Origin of the sequence: Streptomyces sp. CB02009 (assembly GCF_001905825.1) — a bacterium.
Classification (GTDB): domain Bacteria; phylum Actinomycetota; class Actinomycetes; order Streptomycetales; family Streptomycetaceae; genus Streptomyces.
In genome coordinates this window covers 498,774-517,387 of the sequence record NZ_LIVV01000002.1, presented here as the reverse complement: position 1 = coordinate 517,387, position 18,614 = coordinate 498,774, and the positions used below count along the sequence as shown (strand labels likewise).

The following is an 18,614-nucleotide window of genomic DNA, read 5'->3' as shown; positions in this document are numbered from 1 at the left end:
CCAGATGACGACGCCCGCACCCCATCGCCCCCGCCGCCGCCCCCACCTCCACCGGGCGGCCTCGGACCTGCCGTACTTCAGCGCGGACGGCGAGTCCTACCTCGCCCAGACGACGCTGCGGGAGCTGAAGAAGTCACGGCCGCTGCGGGTGCTCTCCGAGGAGGACTTCGCGCACTGGCAGACGTACGGCTACGTCATCGTCCGCGAGGCGGTCCCCGCGGAGGCCGCGAAGCGCCTGCTCGACTTCACCTGGGACTTCCAGGGCCTCGACCCGGAGCGGCCGGAGAGCTGGTACGAGGACCGGCCGTTCCGGTCCGAGCTGGACCAGCAGCTGCACGTCTACGGCTTCGTGGAGGCCTACCACCACCAGCTCCTCTGGGACAACCGCCAGGCCCAGCGCGTCTACGACGCCTTCGTGGACGTCTGGGACTGCGAGGAGCTCTGGGTCACCCAGGACCGGCTCAACCTCAACCCGCCCAACATCGGCAACCGCGACCGCGCCCTCATCGAGCCCACCGACCGCGGCTTCGACATCGATCTGCACTGGGACATCGACACCACGCTCGGGGTCCCTCCGCAGCGGGTGCAGGGGATCATCGCGCTCAACGAGACCCGGCCGGAGTCGGGCGGCTTCCAGTGCGACCCGGAGCTGTTCCGGCGGTTCGAGGAGTGGAAGGTCGCCCAGCCGGCCGACCGCGACCCGCTGCGACCCGCCGTGGACCGGACCGAGTACCCCGTCGTACGCCCCGATCTGCACCCCGGCGACCTGCTGATCTGGAACGGCCTGCTCGCCCACGGGGTGGCGCGCAACGTCTCCGAGGACCAGGTACGGGCGGTCCAGTACCTGTCGATGATGCCGGCGCTCGAAGGGCACGAGCGGCTCAGGCGGTCCCGCGTCGACTCCTGGCGGCACCTGCGGACCCCGCGCTGGAACCGGACCCTGGTCGGCGACCCCGTGCGCCACGAGTCCGAGCGGTACCCCACGGCCACCCTGAACGAGCTCGGCAGCCGCCTGCTGGGCCTCACCTCATGGAAGGACGCGGAGGAAGCCCCGACGGCCACCGCGGGCGCCGCCTCCGTTCCCGGCCAGGACGGGGAGCCGGCGTGCGCCGTGTCTGCCTGACCCTGCCCACCGACCGGGCCTGCGCCGCGACCCTCCGGGCCGTCGCCGAGGAGGCCGCCTACGGCGCCCGCGCGTTCGGCGTCGAGGTGCGACTCCTCGTCCTGGACTCCTCCGACCCGGCGACCCTCGCCGAGCACCGCGAGGTGGTCGCCTCACTGCCCCCGGCCCCCGGCGTGGTCGTGCACCACCTCGACGAGGACGAGCAGCGGACCTTCCTGCGGGAGGTGGTCGCCCGCTCCGGCGCGCCCGCTCCGGACCGCCTGCTCGGCCTGCTGCTGCCGGACCGCGTCTCCTACGGCGCGTGCACCAACCGCGCCTTCCTCCTCGCGGAGGCCCTGGGCTGCGCGTCGGTCCACCGCCGCGACTCCGACAGCCGCTACCAGTACCTGGACGGGGAACCGGTGTTCCCGCTCCACCACGAGCTCACGGCCCTGGGGCTGCGGGCCGCGGACGTGGCCGCCCTCGTCTCCCGGAGCAGGCTCGACCCCGCCTGCGCGGACCGGCCGGTGGCCCTGGTCGGCGGCTCCTTCGTCGGCGAGATGTCCGTGGACGTCGAGGAGATCCGCCGGCTCGACCCGGGGATCTACGAGGACGTCGTCGGTCTGTCGATCCCCTCCGGCTACCCGGAGATCTGGCGCCGGAACCTGATCGCCGAGTCCTTCCGGGGCGCCGGAACGGCCGCGTACACCGGCGACCGGACGACGCTCATGAGCGTCAGCCCGACGCGGGTGGACATGTGCAACATCGCCTTCGACCGCGAGGTGTACCGCCGGGTGCCGCTGCCGCCCGCCACCGACACGATCGGCAGCGACTACTTCCTGATCCATCTCGTGCAGGACGCCCGCCTGCCGGGCGTGCTCCACAACCGGCACATCGTCAACTTCCATACGGGTGAGCGTCGTTCGGACGCCGGATTCCTCGCCTATCAGCGCCGCTTCGCCAAGTACCTCCTCTCCACACCCCACTTCGCCTCGATGTACGGCGCGATGAAGGAGGCCGGTGACGCCCTGCTCGACGCCGAGGGGCACGTCCGGGCCTCCGTCGTCGCCGGGTTCGCCAGGGACAGCACCCGGGTGGACCGGTCGGAAAACGCCGAACGGCTCGATGTCCTCGACCGCTCCTACCGCGCCCTGGGCGGCCGCTACACCGCCGCCGCCGACACCCTGGCCCCGCTCCGCGAGCAGCTCCTCGACGAGGCACGACAGGACATGGAGGAGTTCGCCCTGCTGACCGACGCGTGGGAGGCCCTGACCCGCGCGAGCCGGGCGGTCCCCCCGGGGAGCGCCCGCACCGTCACCGTGGCGTACGCCGGGGGCGAGGCCCGCCGGGGCCCCGTCACCATGGGCCAGGCCAACATGATCCGCTGCATGCTGCGGGACGAACCGGAGCACATCAACATCCACGACGTGTGGCCCGTTCCCGAGGGGACCCGGACGGAGGCCGCGATCGAGGCCCTCCGGGCGCTCGCGGTCCGGCACGAGGCACTGCGCACGACGTTCCCGCACACCGCAGGGAACGCGCCCTGGGAGCAAGTGGTCGCGGCCGAAGGGACGTTCACGGTCACCGTCCTCGACCACGAGGACCTGCCCGACGACGCCGCCGGGTACGCCGACTCGCTGGCCCGGGCGGCCCGCGCCGAACGCTTCCGCCTGGACCGGGACTTCCCCCTCCGCGTCTCCCTCGTGGCCCGCTCCGGCGCTCCCGTCTTCGCGGCCATGGCCGCGAGCCACGCCGTGACCGACGTCGGCGCCCTCGCGGTCCTCAAGGACGAGTGGCTGGGCCTCCTCGCCGGTGAGACCCTCCCGCCGCCGGCGTCCCTCACTCCGCTCGACCTCGCCGCGGAGGAGGCGAGCCCCGCCGGGCTCCGCAAGTCCGACGCCTCGCTGCGGTACTGGGAACGGATCATCCGCACCGGGCCCCAGGCCGTGTTCGCCGAGCCGGCAGCCGAGGGGACCGAGGTGCGGACGCCGCGGCTCACCCTCCGGTCACGGCGGGCCGCGCGGGCCCTCGCCCTGGTGGCCGAGCGCACCGGAGGCATGCCGTCCACGGTGCTGCTGACCGCGTGGTGCGCGCTCGTCGCCCACCGCGCCGACCAGCACGCGTGCGTGGCCGCCGTCCCGACGTCCAACCGCTACCACCCCCGGCTCGCCCGCTCGGTGAACACGCTGTCCCAGGACGCGCTGCTCTCCCTCGACGTCCGGGTGCCGAGCTTCGACGCGCTGCTCAAGAAGGCCTGGGGGGCGGCGCTCAACGCGTACCGGCACAGCCAGTTCGACGCGGTGACCCTCTGGGAGATGATCGGGAGGACGACGCACGAACGGGGCAGCCGGTTCGCGCGCGATGTCGTCTTCAACGACATCAGCACGCTGCCCGCCACGGTCACGTCCGGGTCCGGGTCCGGGTCCGCGTCCGGGTCCGGACCCGGGGATGATGCGGCCGTCCCGGAGGCGGACGCGCCCACCGGCCGCGAACCGGAGCTGAGTTGGGGCCCGGACCAGGTCCTGCCGACCCGCGTCCTGACCTTCGTCCACGCCTCCGAGCCGCTGCTCCACCTGAGCACCTATCTGGATCCCGCGCTGTTCAAGCGGGACGAGGCGGAAGCCTTCGTGACCGGTCTCGTACGGCTCCTGGAGGCGGCCGCCGTCGACGACGTGCCCCTCGCGTCGCTGACCGAGGTGACGGGTGTCCGTCCGGTCGAGCGCGGGCCGCGGTGGCGGCGGGTCGACGGGTCCTGGACGTCGCCGCCGCTCGTGGCGCAGGCCCTGAGCGAGGCCCTGGAGGGCCTGCCCGTCCACGTGACCGCGGACGACGCCGGGGTCACGGACGGCAGCACGCCCCAGGACGGGGCCCTGACGGCGTACATCGCGGCCGGGGACGCCCCGCTGACACCGGCGCAGGCCCACACCGCGCTGATGGACGCGCTGCCCGGCCGCCCCGGGGTACTGGCCCCGCGCCGGTACGTGATCGTCCACAACCCGCCGGCGGAGGCGGACCGGACCCGTGCATGGCTCCGGCAGCAGATTCTCAGGGAAGGGACCGGCCGGGACCGGGATGTGACATGACGATGGACGAGGCAACCGCTCAGCGGGAGCAGGACTCCCCGCCCAGCCCGTGGCGATCGAGCCGCTTCCGGCTGTTCTTCACCGCGCGCAGCACCTCGCTGCTCGCCGACGGCATGCTGATGGTGTCGCTCACGACCGCCGTGCTCGGCGCGGGGTACGGAGCGGCCGGGGTCGGATACGCGCTGGCCGCGTGGATGGCACCGATCGTCCTGCTCGTGCTGTTCGGCGGCGTGCTCGCCGACCGGTTCACCCCCCAGGTGATGATGGTCGGCGCGGACGTGGTGCGCATGGTGGCCATGCTGGCGCTCGCGGCGCTGCTGATCGGCTCGGACGTCGAGTTGTGGCACATCATGGCGCTCCTCGCGCTCAGCGGCGCCGCGACCGCGATGTTCCAGCCGGGGCTGGCGAGCCTGGTCCCCCAGGTCGCCGAGGACATCCAGCGGGCCAACGCGCTGCTGCGGATCTCCGAGGCGATCTGCACCCTGCTCGGGCCGGGTGTGGCGGGCCTCCTCGTGGCCTACTGGAACGTGGCCGGTTCGTTCGTGGTCATCGCGGCGGCGTACGCGATGAGCGCACTGGGCCTGGCTCCGCTGCGCAGGCTGAGCACCGCCAAGGACGAGAGCGACGACCCGATGTGGCACCGACTCGCCACGGGCTGGCACGAGTTCAGGTCGCGCTCGTGGCTGTGGGGGGTCATCGCCGTGTGGGCGGTGTACGGCCTGTTCGTCTTCGGGCCGGCCCTGCCGCTCGGCGCGGCGCTGCTCACCGAACAGCACGGCGCGAGCGGGTACGGCTGGATCGCCTCGGCCGACGGCGCCGGCACGATCGTCGGCGGCCTGCTCGGCATGCGGGTCCGCCCGACGCGCCCGCTGGTCGCGGGAGCCTGCGCGATGTTCTTCTTCACCCTCAACCCGCTCGCCCCGGCCCTCGGCTGGTCCTTCACGGTGACGGCCCTCACCGGCGTCGTGGCGGGCTGCGGTTTCGCCTTCTGGGGCGTCATGTGGGCGACGAGCGTGCAGTCGCACATCCCGCTCGCCGTCCTGAGCCGCGTCTCGGCCTATGACGTGGCCGGGTCCATCATGGTCATCCCGCTGGGCCGTGCCCTGGCGGGCCCGGCGGCGGACGCGTACGGCGCGGACCGGGTACTGCTGTTCTCCTCGGTCATCGGCATCGCACTCATCGGGGTCATGCTCTCCATACCCGCGATCCGCGCCCTGGGGCGCGCACCGGAGGAGTCGCCCGCACCGGTCGGGGGTAGGTAGGGACTTCGGCGGGGAGAGCGAGGGCGGCGGCCCGTCCGCCGCCCTCGCTCCGCACGAAGGGCGTGCGCGGGGATTCCCGGGCGCGGGCGCGTCGGGGAACATGTTGCAGTACCGCACGGAGCGCAAGCGGCACGTCACGGAGGCGCGGGCCATCGACGCCGTCCGGGACCCCGACCCGCTCGTGCGTGTGAGACCCGATCGCGACCGGACCGCTCGACGCTCGACGGGAGTTCGTCATGCACGATCCCAACCCCAGGCTCACCCAACAGGAACAGAAGATCCTCGAAGGGATCGAAGCGGGCCTCCGCGGTGACACGTCCCTCGATCGCAGGCTGCGATCGCTCGGGCACACCGCCGCGGGGACTCCCGGCAGGGGCGGTGGGCGGGGCGGGGTCCCGCGCCTTCGCCTCGGCTGGTTCACCGCCGTCCTCGGCATCGCCTGCGTGGCCCTGTTCCTCCTCGCGGCCGCGTCCTCGTCGTCCGGTCCGCTGTGGCTCTTCGCCGCGGTGTGGGTGGTCACCGCGGTGTGCCTGATGCGGCTGCTGCTGGGGGCGGTGGCCCGCCGGAGGGGTGCGGCGGGCCGGCGGCGGGCGGACTGACCGCTCGGAGGGCCCCGCATGAACCCCGACATCGGGGGCAGTGGCCGGTTACAGGGAAGCGGACCCGGTGCGGGATTCGACGGAAGGAACCCGGTCATGCGCAAGAGCACCGTGCAGAAGGGCAAGGGGACGGTCGAGGAGGCCGCGGGGAGGGCCACCGGAGACACGCGCCTGGAGGCGGAGGGCAGGGCGGACCGCGCGGCGGCCGAGGCCCGGGCGGCGATCGAGCGGGTGCACCAGAGCGCGCGGCGGGCACGCGACGGCATGCGGAGCCACGACTCCTGACGGGATCGCCACGTCGTACGCGAAGGGGCCGGACGGATCACCGTCCGGCCCCTTCGCGTACGGCTCCTTCGGTGACACCTTCCGGTCAAACAAGCTGACAATGGGGCCAGTTGCCGCCGCGTGACGCGAGGTGCCCGTCGGAGCCGCGCCGGGAAAACCCTTGGACGGCGTGCGTCCCCACACGGAAAACTGCCCATCCTGTCCACTTTGATCCGAAAGGCAGGATTGGATGGGAACACCCGAATCGCGCAAGAGTTCGCCGGGCAAGGGCTCGGTGCTCCTCGCGCTTCGCTACTACACACGGGAGCTGGTCCGCCTCAAGTGGTGGACGGTGCCCGCGATGCTGCTCCCGGCCCTGGGCAACATCGGAATCTTCTACATCGTGCCGCTGATCGTCGCCAAGCTCGTCGGCCGCATCGCGGGGGACGCCGGAGGCGGCGTCGGCGGTGACTTCGGCCCGATGCTGCCGTACGTCCTCGGCTTCGCGGGCGTGCTGCTGTTCGCCGAGGTGCTGTGGCGGGTCGGGCTGCACTGCCTGAACCGTCTGGACGCCCTCGGCATCGAGCACCTGTACGTGATCGGGATGGACGCGCTGTTCGCGAAGGACGCCGCCTTCTTCCACGACAACTTCGCCGGCTCGCTGACCAAGCGGGTCCTCAGCTTCGCCTCGCGGTTCGAGGAGTTCGTCGACACGCTCACCTTCTCGGTGATGGGCAAGTTCGTGCCCCTGGTGTTCGCGTCGGTGGTGCTCTGGACGTACGAACCCCTGCTCGTCGTCGGTCTCCTGGCGATGATCGCGGTCACGACGGTGTGCGTACGGCCCCTGATCCGGCGCCGCCAGGCACTCGTCGACCGACGCGAGGAGGCGATCGCCCGGGTGTCGGGGCACGTCTCCGACAGTCTGATGAACATGGACACGGTCCGGTCGTTCGCCGCCGAGGAGCGCGAGGCGGCCGAGCACCGCTCCCGGGTGGCCGAATCACGCCGCCTCACCCTGCGGTCGTGGGACTACGGCAACCTGCGCATCGACACGCTCATCGCACCGATGTCCGTGCTGACCAACGTCCTCGGCCTGGTGCTCGCCCTCTCGCTCGGCGCCGGGGAGCACGGCGTCGAGGCGGTCGTCGTCGCCTTCACGTACTACTCCAACGCCACCCGGATCATGTTCGAGTTCAACCAGATCTACCGCCGCCTGGAGAGCTCGATGACCGAGGCCGCGCAGTTCACCGAACTGCTGCGGACCCCGCCGACCGTGCGGGACCCGGAGAAGCCGGAACCGCTGCTCTCCGACGGCGCCGACGTGCGCTTCGACCGGGTGACCTTCGCCCACGCGGGCGCGAAGCCCCTCTTCGAGGACCTCGAACTGGCCGTGCCCAGCGGGGCGAAGGTGGGTTTCGTCGGCCGGTCCGGCGGAGGCAAGACCACTCTCACCCGGTTGCTGCTGCGGATGACGGACATCGACGGCGGCCGGATCACGATCGGCGGACAGGACATCAGCCGGCTGCGGCAGACCGAGCTGCGGAGCCTGATCGCCTACGTGCCGCAGGACCCGGCGATGTTCCACCGGACGCTGCGGGAGAACATCGCCTTCGCCCGGCCGGACGCCACCGACGCCGAGATCCGCCGTGCGGCCGAGGCGGCGCACGTCACGGAGTTCGTCGACGCCCTGCCCGAGGGCTTCGACACGATGGTGGGTGAGCGCGGAGTGAAGCTGTCGGGCGGCCAGCGCCAGCGGGTCGCCCTCGCGCGGGCGATTCTCCGCGACGCGCCGATCCTGCTGCTCGACGAGGCGACCAGCGCCCTCGACTCCGAGAGCGAGATCCTCGTGCAGGACGCGCTCTGGCGCCTCATGGAGGGGCGGACGGCGCTCGTGGTGGCGCACCGGCTCAGCACGGTCGCCACCATGGACCGGCTCGTCGTCCTCGACAGCGGACGCATCGTCGAGCAGGGCACGCACCACGAACTGCTCGCCGCCGAGGGCGCCTACGCGAAGCTGTGGCAGCACCAGTCGGGCGGCTTCCTCGACGACACCGCGACCAGGGCGGAGCAGGTGTAGGGCCCGGTGGGCGCGGCGGCACGCCCACCCTCCGTGACCGGCCGGGTCGGAGGGCGCGACTTCGACGCACGAGCGACGCGCGTGGCGGACCCCGGTGGATCGAGGGACGGTGGAGGGACAGGCGGCCGAACGCCGTCCCGTACCACCCGGGGAGAGGCCATGACTCAGCCGCTCGTACCACCCCAGGAGACCCCGCCCGCGGAGGGCTCCACGTCCTCGGCCCACCAGGAGCGCCCCGACGGCGGCATCTGGGAGCACCCGATGTTCTGGCTCTCCCTCATCGCCCTGGGTGCGGTCATGGGAGGGCTGTTCTTCATCTTCAGGACCGTCGCCTTCTGAGACCCCGCCCGGCCCGGCCGGGCGGGATCGCCCGCTCCGTCACCGGGTCCGAGCGGCGGCGGTGATCGGCTCGATCACGTACCGCGCCACCGCCTCCGCCGCGTCCGCGCCGGGCGGCAGCGGCGGGGGGCTGCCGACGAACGCCCGGTCCGCGAACCCGCCGTCGAGGTGGGGCATACGCACGTCCACGACGGAGATCCCGCGGTCGCGCTGCTCTCTCCGCACCACGCCCAGCCAGGCCGCGAGCGCCGTCTTCGCCGCCGTGTAGTCGGCTGTCGCGCGCATCGGCCTGTCGACGATCAGACCGGTGACGACCACGACGGTCGCGGGAGGCTCCAGGACCGGCAGGGCTCCCCTGACGACGGCCATGGGCGCGAGGGCGTTGACCGTCATGAGGTGTTCCGCGGCGGCGTCGGTGACGTCCTCCGCCCGGCCGAAGCCGGCCACCCCGACGGTGACGACGACCGTGTCCAGTCCCCCGAGGGCCTGCGCTGCCCACGACGCCAGCGCGGCCCCGCCCGCGAGGTCGTAGGCGTCGAACGCGCGGTACGGGCAGCTCCCCCACCAGCTCGACCGCTCCGCCAGCTCGCGTGCGTCACGGCCGGCCACGGCGACGGCACCGCCCCGGTCGACCAGCGTCTGCGTCGCCAGACCGCCGATCATTCCCGTCGCACCCACGACGAGTACCTTTTCCCCGGCCATGTTCGAGACCTCCCGGACCTTTCGGTGTGCCGCCGTGCGGCGCGGGCGCGGCCGCGTGCTCCGCCCGTCCGACGGACCGACTCGGCCGTCTGTACTTCCCCCGGGGCGACCCGCGGGGATGCGGCTCCCCGCACCCGGTTCCCGAGGCGGGCGTTCCCGGGGACGTCCGCGGGGACCCGCATCCGCGGCGCGCCCGCGCGGCGAAGTCGGAGTGGATGCCACAAGGCGTCCCACGGGTCGGAGCGGATCGGGACCGGTATGACCAGCACGCATTGGCTCTTCGGCGACCAGCTGGGGCCCGGGTTCCTCGACGGGGCGGACGGTGAGGGGCCCGCGCGCGACGCCCCCGTGGTGATGATCGAGTCCCGCGACGTCTTCCGTCGTCGGCGCTTCCACCGGGCGAAGGCCCATCTGATCCTCTCCGCGATGCGGCACCGGGCGGCCGAACTCGGCGACCGCGTGACGTACGTACGGGCCGACACCTACCGGGAGGGGCTGCGTCAGGCGGTGGGCGGCGGACCGGTGACGGTGCACCATCCGACGTCCCGGGCGGCACTGGCTCTCGTGCGCTCCCTGGACGGCGTCACCGTGCTCCCGCCGCGCGGCTTCCTCCTCCGCCAGGACGACTTCCGCGGCTGGGCGGAGGCGCAGCGGGGCCTGCGGATGGAGTCCTTCTACCGGCACGTCCGCCGTGACCACGCGCTCCTGATGGACGGCGGGGAGCCCGCGGGCGGCACGTGGAACCTCGATCACGAGAACCGGGAGCAGCCGCCGCCGGGACGGCGGACGCTCGGGGTCGCGGCCCCCTACCGGCCGCGGGAGGACGCCGTCGACGAGGAGGTCCGCCGCGACCTCGACCGCTGGGAGCGCGACGGGGACGTCTCCTTCGTCGGCCGCGACGGGCCCCGGCGGTTTCCCGCGAGCCGCCGGGAGGCCCGGAGCGCCTTGCGGCGCTTCCTGAGCCACCGGCTCGCGGATTTCGGCGCGTACGAGGACGCGATGCTCGCCGACGACGAGGTCATGAGCCACAGTCTGCTGTCCTCGTCCCTGAATCTGGGGCTGCTCGACCCGGTCGAGTGCGTGGAGGGCGCGGAGGCGGCCTGGCGCGCGGGCGAGGCACCGCTGAACTCCGTCGAGGGCTTCGTCCGGCAGATCGCCGGATGGCGCGAGTACGTCTGGCAGCTCTACTGGTACTTCGGTGAGGACTACCGGACGTCGAACGCCCTCGGCCACACCGGCTCCCTGCCCGACTGGTGGAACGAGCTGGACGCGGACGCCGTGTCGGCCCGGTGCGTGGCCACGGTGCTGCGCCAGGTCAGGGACACGGGATGGACGCATCACATTCCGCGGCTGATGGTGCTGGGGAGTTACGCGCTCCAGCGCGGCTGGGATCCGGCCGCCGTGACGGACTGGTTCCACCGCTGCTTCGTCGACGGGTACGACTGGGTGATGCTGCCCAATGTGGTGGGCATGTCGCAGTACGCGGACGGCGGCCGGATGACCACGAAGCCGTACACGTCGGGCGGCGCCTACATCGATCGCATGAGCGACCTGTGCCGACCGTGCCCCTACCGCCCGGACCGGCGGGTCGGGGCCGACGCCTGCCCGTTCACGGCGGGCTACTGGAACTTCCTGCACCGTCATCGCGGCAGGCTGGAGCAGAACGCCCGGATCTCCCGCGCCGTCCACGGTCTCGACCGCCTCAAGGACCTGTCGGCCCTGCTGGAGCAGGAACGGGAGCGGGGCGAGGGTCCGCCGTGAGCGGGTCGCCCGTGCTCCGTGGTCAGCGCACCCGTCCCCGGGCCTTCAGATGGGCGGCCGGGACCTCCGGGGCGGGCAGGGGATCGCCGTCGTAGCCCTTCACGTCGCCGAAGCGGGTGCCGGTCGTCCAGGCCTCGCGCGCCTCGCGGATCTCCTCGTCGGTGCGGCCCACGAAGTTCCACCACATGACGATCTCCTCCTCGAACGGCTCGCCGCCGAGGAGCATCAGACCGGCGTCGGAGGCCGCCCGCAGCGGAAGTTCGGTACGGCCGCAGCCGAGGTAGAGCATGGAGCCGGGCAGGACCGGGACCCCGTCCACGTGGACCTCGCCGGACATGGCGAGGACCGCGTACTCGAAGTCGGGGTCCAGCGGGAGGCGGGCCTCCGTGCCGGAGGTGAGCGCGAGGTCGGCGCCGACGATCGGGCTGTACGTCGTGCCCGGCGACACGGCTCCGTCGAGCTCGCCCAGGATCACCGTGGCCGTCAGGCCGGGGCTCGTGGCCCGGGGCAGGTCCGCGTGGTGCTGGAAGTGCGGCTCCACCTGCCGGTGGGCGTCGGGGAGCGCCACCCAGAGCTGCGCGCCGTGGAGGTAGCGGGCGTGCGGGCGCGGGCTCTCCTCCGAGTGGGAGATGGCCCGGCCCGAGGTCATCAGGCCCAGCTCGCGCGGCCGGATGGTCTGCAGGCTGCCGGTGGAGTCGCGGTGCAGGACCTCGCCGTCGTGGAGCCAGCTGACGGTCTGGAGTCCCATGTGCGGGTGCGGCGGGACCTGCATGCCCGGTTCGTCGGCGATGTCGTCGGGACCGTAGTGGTCGACGAAGGCCCAGGCCCCGACCATCCGCCGGCCCAGGTTGGGGAGCAGTCGGCGGACCTCGGTCGACTCGCCGAGCCGGACGTGGCGGGGGCTGAGGAGTTCCCGCACCGGCTCGGCGACGACGAACCCGCGGCCGCCGCACACGGTCAGCGCGGCCTGACGATCAAGATTGCTCATGCTCAACCTGTTCCTGTCCGGAGACGGCACCCTTGGTGGAATGTTCAACCATCTCGGTGTGTTGACGTGGTCGACCACCTCACAGGGTGGCAGATCCGGGCCTCGGGAAAGGGCGAGCAAGTGAGCGACACGTACTACGAGTTCGGAACGGCCGGCGAGCGCTGGGACCGCGCCCGGCTCTTCTTCGACGCCAAGGAGTACGGAACAGCCGTCCGCATCCTCACCGGACTGGTCGCGGAGCACCCGGAGCAGACGGCGCAGCGACTCCTCCTCGCCCGCGCCTACTACCACTCCGCCCAGCTCTCCCGGGCCGAGACCGAGCTGCGGGCGATCCTGGAGCGCGACCCGGTCGAGCACTACGCCCGACTGATGCTGGGCCGCACCCTGGAGCGCCTGGGGCGCACGGACGAGGCCGCTCCGCACCTGCGGATGGCCGCCGCGATGGCGGGAGAGACCCCGCAGCCCTGACGCGCCCCTGATACCCCCGTCCGGTATTGTCGGCGGCCAGGAGGTCCTGGACGTGCGCACACACCGAGCGGAACGCCGCAGACGAGCGGAAGGTGCCCTGGCGCACCTTCTGCTCGTCGTCGTGCTCGCGCTCGGGGTGTTCCTGATGCACGCCGTCGGCCACCCCGAGGGGTCCGGCGGCATGGAGACCGGTTCGGCGTCCGCCCACCACTCCGTCGCGCCGCACGGTGCCGGTGACGAGGGCTCCGACGCCGACGCGGGGCACGAGCCGGGGCCGGGGATGGACATGACCACCCTGTGCGTGGCCGTCCTCGCCGGCTGGCTGTTCGCGGGGCTCGTCAGGGCCGCGCTCGGCCGCCGCCCCGACTGGCTCACCCTGCTGCTCGCGCGGCTGACGCCCGCGCTGGGCCCACACGCGCCCCCGCCGATACCTCCCGACCTCGCCCGGCTGTCCGTCCTGCGGATCTAGGCCGTACGCCGCCGCGGGCGCCTCGCGCTGCCCGTGAACGTCTTCGGCCTGCTCCTCTCCGTCCGCACGACCAGTACACGAGGTATCACTCATGCGTTCCTTCACCCGCCGTACCGCCAGGAAGATCGCCCTCGTCGGCGCCGCCACCGCGGCCGGGCTGCTGCTCAGCGCCTGCGGCACGGACGACGGCACGAGCGGAATGGACCACGGCGCCGCGTCCGCCGTCCCGTCCGGTTCCCCGTCGGCCGCCCCGTCCGCGTCCGCGTCTGCTTCCGGCTCCGGCTCCGGCTCCTCCGACGCGTCCGCCGCACCCGGCCCCTTCAATGACGCCGACGTCATGTTCGCCCAGATGATGATCCCCCACCACGAGCAGGCCCTGGAGATGGCGGAGCTCGCCGAGGGCCGGGCCGAGGACCCCGAGATCAGGAAGCTGGTCACCGCGATCGAGCAGGCCCAGGACCCCGAGATCCAGAAGATGAAGGCCTGGCTCAAGGGCTGGGGCAAGCCCGAGTCCGCCGGTCACGGAGCCGGCGGCGCGGGCGGCCACGGCATGGCCGGGATGATGTCCGAGCAGGACATGAAGGACCTCGCGGCCGTCAAGGGGAAGGCCTTCGACCGCACGTTCGCCGAGCTGATGATCGCCCACCACGACGGCGCCGTCGACATGGCGAAGGACGAGCAGAAGAACGGCGAGAACCCCACCGCCAAGGCGCTTGCCGACGACGTCGTACGGACCCAGTCCGACGAGGTCGCCGCCCTGAAGAAGATCCTCGACCGGCTCTGACCCGGTCCGGCTCCCCTTCCCGTACACCGGCACCCGGCAACCGGCACTCGTACCTGTCCGCGCGCCACGGGCGGTCCGTCCCCCTTCGGGGCGGGCCGCCCCCGCCGCGTGCCCCTGCTCCCAGGCGAAAGAACGATGACGACGCACTCCACCCGCCGGCCGGCCACCGCCGCTGCCGCCCTCACCCTCACCCTGACGCTCGCTCTCGCCGCGTGTTCACCGTCCGTCGAGCCGTCCCGCGCCTCCTCCGGCGACACGGCCCAGGACGACGGTCCGGCGACGGCCCTCAGCCACGTCCACGGGCTCGGCCTGCGGGGCGGCCGCCTCTACGTCGCCACCCACCAGGGCATCCACACACCCGGCGCCGACGGCTCCCCGGTCCTCGTCGGCGACCGCCGCGACGACTTCATGGGCTTCACCGTCACGGCCGACGGCGACTTCCTCGCCAGCGGACACCCGGCCCCCGGTACCGGCGGCCCCGCCGACCTGGGCCTCGTCACCTCGACCGACTCCGGGCTCACCTGGCGGGAGACGTCACTCGCCGGGCAGGTCGACTTCCACGCCCTCGACACCGCGCGCGACTCCACCGTCTACGGGTACGACAGCGCGAACGGGCTCCTCCGGGCCAGTGCCGACGGCATCACCTGGGACGACCGCGCGGCGCTGCGCGCCCTCGACATCGCCGTCTCCCCCGCCGATCCGGCGACGGTCCTCGCCTCCACCGAGTCCGGGGTGGCCCGCAGCACGGACGGCGGCAGGACCTTCGCACCGGGCGCGGGCCGGGTTCTCGCGTACCTGTCGTGGGGCTCCCCCGACGCCCTCTTCGGCGTCGATCCCGACGGCGTCCTCTTCCGGAGTACGGACGGGGGCGCCGCCTGGAGCCTCGTCTCCACCGTCCCCGGCGGGGCACCGCAGGCGCTCACCGTCGTGGACGCCCGCCGGCTGTTCGTCGCCACCGGGGACGGGGTGTACGAGTCACGGGACGCGGGCCGGACCTTCGAGCGCCGGATGGCGGTGAAGGCGGCGGACGGCGGCCACTGACCGGCACCGGGGGCCCGCTCCGGACCACGGCGCCGGCCGGGGCGGGGCGCCCGCAGCCGGGCGGCCGGGCCCGCTCGGGACGGCGCAGCCCAGGCCGGGACCGGTCGGCCGCGGCCCGGGCCGGGGCCGGTCGGCCGCGGCCCGGGTCGGGGCCGGGCCGGGTCGGGTAGCGCCGGGCCGGGCCGGGTCGGGTCGGGTAGCGCCGGGCCGGGTCGGGTCGCGTCGGGTAGCGCCGGGCCGGGTCGGGTCGCGTCGGGTAGCGCCGCGCTCTACCGCTCAGCGCTCCACGACCACCTCGCCGCCCACCACGACCGTCTCCGCCACCGTGCCCGGGATCTCCTCCGGGGCGATGCGCAGGATGTCGCGGGAGAGCACGACGAAGTCGGCCAGCTTGCCGACGGTGAGGGAACCCCGCTCGTCCTCCAGGAAGTTGGCGTACGCCGAGCCCATCGTGTAGCCCTCGACCGCGGTCTCGACGTCGATCGTCTCGCCCGCCGTCCACGCCTCCCCGCCACCGGGCGGGCGGCGCGTCACGGCGGCGTGGATGCCGACCATGGGGTCCATCTCGGCGACGTTCCAGTCGCTGGAGAGGGCGAGGACGGCGCCCGCCTCGCTCAGGCTGCGCAGCGGCCAGGCCTTGTGCCAGCGGTCCGGTCCGACGTTCTCGGCCCAGTCCTTGCCGGGTCCCGCGATGTCCGGAGCGGCGTGCCGGGGCTGCATGCAGGCGACGACGCCGAGTTCGGCGAAGCGCGGGGTGTCGGCCGGGTCGAGGCACTCGACGTGGACGACCTGGTGGCGGGCGTCGCGGGGCCCGTTGGCGGCGCGGGCCCGCTCGACGGAGTCGAGCACGGTCCGGATGCCGCGGTCGCCGGTGGCGTGGACGAAGCACTGGAAGCCGTGCGCGTCGAGCCGGGTGAGCAGCTCGGCGAACTCCTCGGGCGGGTAGAAGGTGTCGCCGCGGTGGTGGCCGCAGCCCGCGTACGGTTCCAGGAGCGCGGCGGTACGGGGTTCGACGACGTCGTCGATGTAGAGCTTGAGCGGTCCGACCCGCAGCCGGTCGTCCGCGAACTCCTCGGCCGCGGCCCGGAATTCGTCGAGGTCGGCGTCGGTCGTGCCGCGCGGGTGGAAGAGCGCGGCGACGATCCGGGAGCGCAGGCGGCCCTCGGCGCGGGCGCGCTGGAAGAGGGCGAGGTCGTCGAGCGAGTTCTGGGGCTCGACGACGGTGGTGATGCCGAAGCCGATGGCGTCGTCGAGGCTCTTGGCGAGCCGGCCGTACTGCCGGTCCGGCGCGGCCCAGGGGACGCCGAGCTCGCGCAGGGCGCGGTGGCCTTCGCGGGAGAGCCCCTTGACCGCGAAGTCCTTGACGAATCCAGTGGGTTCGCCGGTCGTCGGGTCGGTGACGGCCCGTCCGAAGGGGAGGTCGGTGTGGTCGCGGTCGACGCCGAGCGTGCGGAGGGCGGCGGTGTTGAGCCAGGCGGTGTGGACGTCGTAGCTGAGGACGAGGGCGGGGGTGTCGCCGGTGGCCGGGTCGAGGTCGGCGGCGGTCGGCATGCGGCCGCCGGGGACGGCGGAGTAGTCGAAGGCCTCGGCCTCGATCCACTCGGCGTCGGGGTGCGCGGTGTGCCAGGCGCGGATGCGGTCGTGGATCGCGTCGAGGGTGCTCGCGCCGGCGAGCTGGACGCAGGCGTCGTCGGAGCCGAGGCGGACGTGGTTGTGGGCGTCGACGAAGCCGGGCAGGACGAGCCGCCCGCCGGCGTCGAGGACCCGGGTGCCGGGCCCGGCCCAGGCGCCCGCTTCGGCGTCGGTGCCGATCCAGACGATCCGGCCGTCGCGGACGGCGAGGGCCTCGGCCTCGGGGAGCGCGGGGTCGACGGTGTGGATCCGGGCGCCGGTGAGGAGGAGGTCGGCGGAAGCGGAGGAGGGGGTGGTGGTGCCGTTCATGCGGGGTGACTCCGTGACGTACGTACGAGGGGGGGTGTGCATGCGGTTCGGGGGGCGCGCGGGGCTCTCGGGGTGTACCGAGGCCCGCTCCGGGGTCGGGGGCTCAGGGGTGTGCCGGCGCCGTTCCCGGTCGGACCGTGCGGCGGGCGAGGAGCACGTACACGAGCGCCGAGACGCCCGCGCCGAGCAGGGTGAGGTCCGCGCCGCCGAGGGGGGCGACGAGCGGTCCGGTCCACAGTTCGGAGGCGCAGGTCAGGGCCGAGAAGAGCAGGCCCGTGAGGAGCGCGATCAGGCCGGGCGGGTGCCAGCCGGAGCGGTACCAGTAGGCGCCGCCGGTGCTCGCGTGCAGTCCGGCGGAGTCGTAGGTGCAGCGGCGGAGCACCATGTCGGCGAGGAAGACGCCGCCCCAGGGGGCGAAGACGATGATCAGGAGGGAGAGGAAGGAGAGGAGCGAGGTGGTGAAGTCGGTGAGGAAGAGGGCGCCGAGGGAGCCGGCGGCGGTCACGGCGGCGCTGATGACGATGGCGCGGGCCCGGCTCCAGGGGATGCCGAGGACCTGGAGGTTCAGGCTCGACGAGTACAGGGTGATGATCGAGTTGGTGACGGATCCGCCGAGGACCAGGGCGAGGAAGAGCGGCTGGAACCAGCCGGGCAGGAGGCTCTCCGTCCCGGCGACTGCGTCGGTCATGTCGGTCTGGGTCGCGGCGGCCGCTCCGGCGACCCCGAGCGCGACCGAGGAGACGAAGCCGCCGAGGGCTCCGCTCCAGGTCACAGCCTTGAGGGAGGTCGTGCGGGGCAGGTAGCGGGTGTAGTCGGCGGGCATCGGGAGGTACGAGAAGGGCCCGGCGAGCATCACGACGAAGGCGAGGCTCCAGCCGGCGGCGCCGGGCGCGGCGGAGGGGGCGGAGGTGTCGGCGCCCGGCAGGACGAGGACGAGCAGGGCGGCGAACCCGACGGCGAGGACGTAGGCCATCCAGCGTTCGGCGAACTGGACGGTGGCGTGGCCCCAGAGGGCGACGGCGAAGGTCAGCGCGAGGGTGACGCCGAGTGCGAGGGCACGGGTGGCGTTGCCGCCGTTCCAGCCGAGGTCGGCGAAGAAGGCTTCGAGGGCGAGGGTGCCCACCACGGTGTTCACGATGGTGTAGCCGATGCTGACGATCCAGTTGAGGAGACCGGCCGGCCAGTTGCCGCGCAGGCCGAAGGCCGCGCGGGAGATGACGAGGGTGGCGGTGCCGGTGCGGACGCCGCTGAGGCCGGCGGCGCCGATGGCGAGGAAGGAGAGGCCGCCGATCACGACGACGGCGGTGGCCTGCCAGAAGGAGAGCCCGAAGGCGACGGCGAGGGCGCCGTTGATGACGTAGGTGAAGGTGAGGTTCGAGCCGAACCAGAGCCAGAAGACGTCCTTGGCGCTGCCGTGCCGTTCGGCGTCGGGGATGGGGTCGATCCCGTGCTCCTCGACCTGGAACACCTCGTCCCGGGCCGTGGTCGCCGTGGCCCCCGTGGTTCCGGGCGCCGTCTCGTGTCCGAGCACTCCGCACCTCCTGATCCTGAGCGCCGTCGCGGACGCTGCCGTGAACGCTGCCGCGAGCACCGTGGTGAGCGGCATCGCGAGTGCGTCTTGAATGACGTTCTAACTTCTTGAATGACATTCAAGATGTGCGATGACTTCCGGCCACGTCAAGACCCTGGCTGGTTGCGATTAAGGTCGATCCAGCAGAGACACCGGCGGAACGA

At 73.1% G+C, this 18,614-nt stretch carries 16 protein-coding genes; 12 read left to right on the top strand and 4 right to left on the bottom strand.

Going from position 1 to position 18,614, the window contains the following annotated elements:
* The first annotated feature begins 4 nt into the window (after window positions 1-4).
* The 7 genes from AMK27_RS09715 (at window position 5) to AMK27_RS09685 (ending at window position 8,726) form a co-directional block, all read left to right on the top strand.
* Complete coding sequence (locus AMK27_RS09715) at window positions 5-1,123, top strand: phytanoyl-CoA dioxygenase family protein (RefSeq protein ID WP_073904760.1); 1,119 nt, start codon at window positions 5-7, stop codon at window positions 1,121-1,123.
* Window positions 1,030-4,185 (top strand): DUF6271 family protein, encoded by a 3,156-nt coding sequence (locus AMK27_RS44525; RefSeq protein WP_445194844.1) that lies wholly within the window; start codon window positions 1,030-1,032, stop codon window positions 4,183-4,185. Before AMK27_RS09715 ends, AMK27_RS44525 begins: the two co-directional genes overlap by 94 nt.
* A complete protein-coding gene (locus tag AMK27_RS09705; protein ID WP_073904758.1) occupies window positions 4,182-5,447 on the top strand; it encodes an MFS transporter in 1,266 nt (421 codons plus the stop codon). Before AMK27_RS44525 ends, AMK27_RS09705 begins: the two co-directional genes overlap by 4 nt.
* Window positions 5,448-5,683: 236 nt before the next feature.
* The gene (locus AMK27_RS09700; RefSeq protein WP_073904757.1) at window positions 5,684-6,046 is read left to right on the top strand and encodes a hypothetical protein; all 363 of its coding nucleotides are present in this window, start codon (window positions 5,684-5,686) and stop codon (window positions 6,044-6,046) included.
* Window positions 6,047-6,142: 96 nt separating this feature from the next.
* On the top strand, window positions 6,143-6,331 hold the full coding sequence (locus AMK27_RS09695; RefSeq protein ID WP_073904755.1) for a CsbD family protein: 189 nt from the start codon (window positions 6,143-6,145) through the stop codon (window positions 6,329-6,331).
* Window positions 6,332-6,560: 229 nt separating this feature from the next.
* Entirely contained in the window at window positions 6,561-8,387 is a 1,827-nt protein-coding gene (locus tag AMK27_RS09690; protein WP_073904754.1) for an ABC transporter ATP-binding protein, read from the top strand.
* A 159-nt stretch (window positions 8,388-8,546) separates the two neighbouring features.
* Window positions 8,547-8,726 (top strand): DUF6480 family protein, encoded by a 180-nt coding sequence (locus AMK27_RS09685; protein ID WP_073904752.1) that lies wholly within the window; start codon window positions 8,547-8,549, stop codon window positions 8,724-8,726.
* Between the two features lie 39 nt (window positions 8,727-8,765).
* On the opposite strand, the gene AMK27_RS09680 is transcribed toward AMK27_RS09685, so the two are convergent.
* Window positions 8,766-9,428 carry an SDR family NAD(P)-dependent oxidoreductase gene (locus AMK27_RS09680; protein ID WP_073904750.1) on the bottom strand — a complete coding sequence of 221 codons (663 nt, stop codon included), beginning with the start codon at window positions 9,426-9,428 and terminating at the stop codon, window positions 8,766-8,768.
* Window positions 9,429-9,686: 258 nt separating this feature from the next.
* Here AMK27_RS09680 and AMK27_RS09675 point away from each other — a divergent pair, with 258 nt between their 5' ends.
* Window positions 9,687-11,189: a cryptochrome/photolyase family protein gene (locus tag AMK27_RS09675; protein ID WP_073904748.1), complete on the top strand. Its 1,503-nt coding sequence runs from the start codon at window positions 9,687-9,689 to the stop codon at window positions 11,187-11,189.
* Window positions 11,190-11,211: 22 nt separating this feature from the next.
* Here the strand turns inward: AMK27_RS09675 and AMK27_RS09670 are convergent, their stop codons facing one another.
* Window positions 11,212-12,177, bottom strand: coding sequence for a pirin family protein (locus AMK27_RS09670; RefSeq protein ID WP_073904747.1), 966 nt, complete (start codon window positions 12,175-12,177; stop codon window positions 11,212-11,214).
* A gap of 120 nt (window positions 12,178-12,297) precedes the next feature.
* On the opposite strand from AMK27_RS09670, the gene AMK27_RS09665 reads away from it, so the two are divergent.
* From AMK27_RS09665 to AMK27_RS09650, 4 genes are all read left to right on the top strand, one after another.
* Window positions 12,298-12,645 carry a tetratricopeptide repeat protein gene (locus AMK27_RS09665; protein ID WP_073904745.1) on the top strand — a complete coding sequence of 116 codons (348 nt, stop codon included), beginning with the start codon at window positions 12,298-12,300 and terminating at the stop codon, window positions 12,643-12,645.
* A gap of 52 nt (window positions 12,646-12,697) precedes the next feature.
* Complete coding sequence (locus AMK27_RS09660) at window positions 12,698-13,114, top strand: DUF6153 family protein (RefSeq protein WP_073904744.1); 417 nt, start codon at window positions 12,698-12,700, stop codon at window positions 13,112-13,114.
* 91 nt (window positions 13,115-13,205) lie between these two features.
* Window positions 13,206-13,898, top strand: a complete 693-nt coding sequence (locus AMK27_RS09655) for a DUF305 domain-containing protein (protein WP_073904742.1) — start codon at window positions 13,206-13,208, stop codon at window positions 13,896-13,898.
* A 135-nt stretch (window positions 13,899-14,033) separates the two neighbouring features.
* On the top strand, window positions 14,034-14,939 hold the full coding sequence (locus AMK27_RS09650) for a F510_1955 family glycosylhydrolase (protein ID WP_073904741.1): 906 nt from the start codon (window positions 14,034-14,036) through the stop codon (window positions 14,937-14,939).
* 276 nt (window positions 14,940-15,215) lie between these two features.
* Here AMK27_RS09650 and AMK27_RS09645 read toward each other — a convergent pair whose 3' ends face one another.
* Together AMK27_RS09645 and AMK27_RS09640 are read right to left on the bottom strand one after the other, a co-directional pair.
* Window positions 15,216-16,880 carry an amidohydrolase gene (locus AMK27_RS09645; RefSeq protein WP_073904739.1) on the bottom strand — a complete coding sequence of 555 codons (1,665 nt, stop codon included), beginning with the start codon at window positions 16,878-16,880 and terminating at the stop codon, window positions 15,216-15,218.
* 103 nt (window positions 16,881-16,983) lie between these two features.
* Window positions 16,984-18,411, bottom strand: a complete 1,428-nt coding sequence (locus tag AMK27_RS09640) for a purine-cytosine permease family protein (protein ID WP_073904737.1) — start codon at window positions 18,409-18,411, stop codon at window positions 16,984-16,986.
* Window positions 18,412-18,614 lie beyond the last annotated feature (203 nt).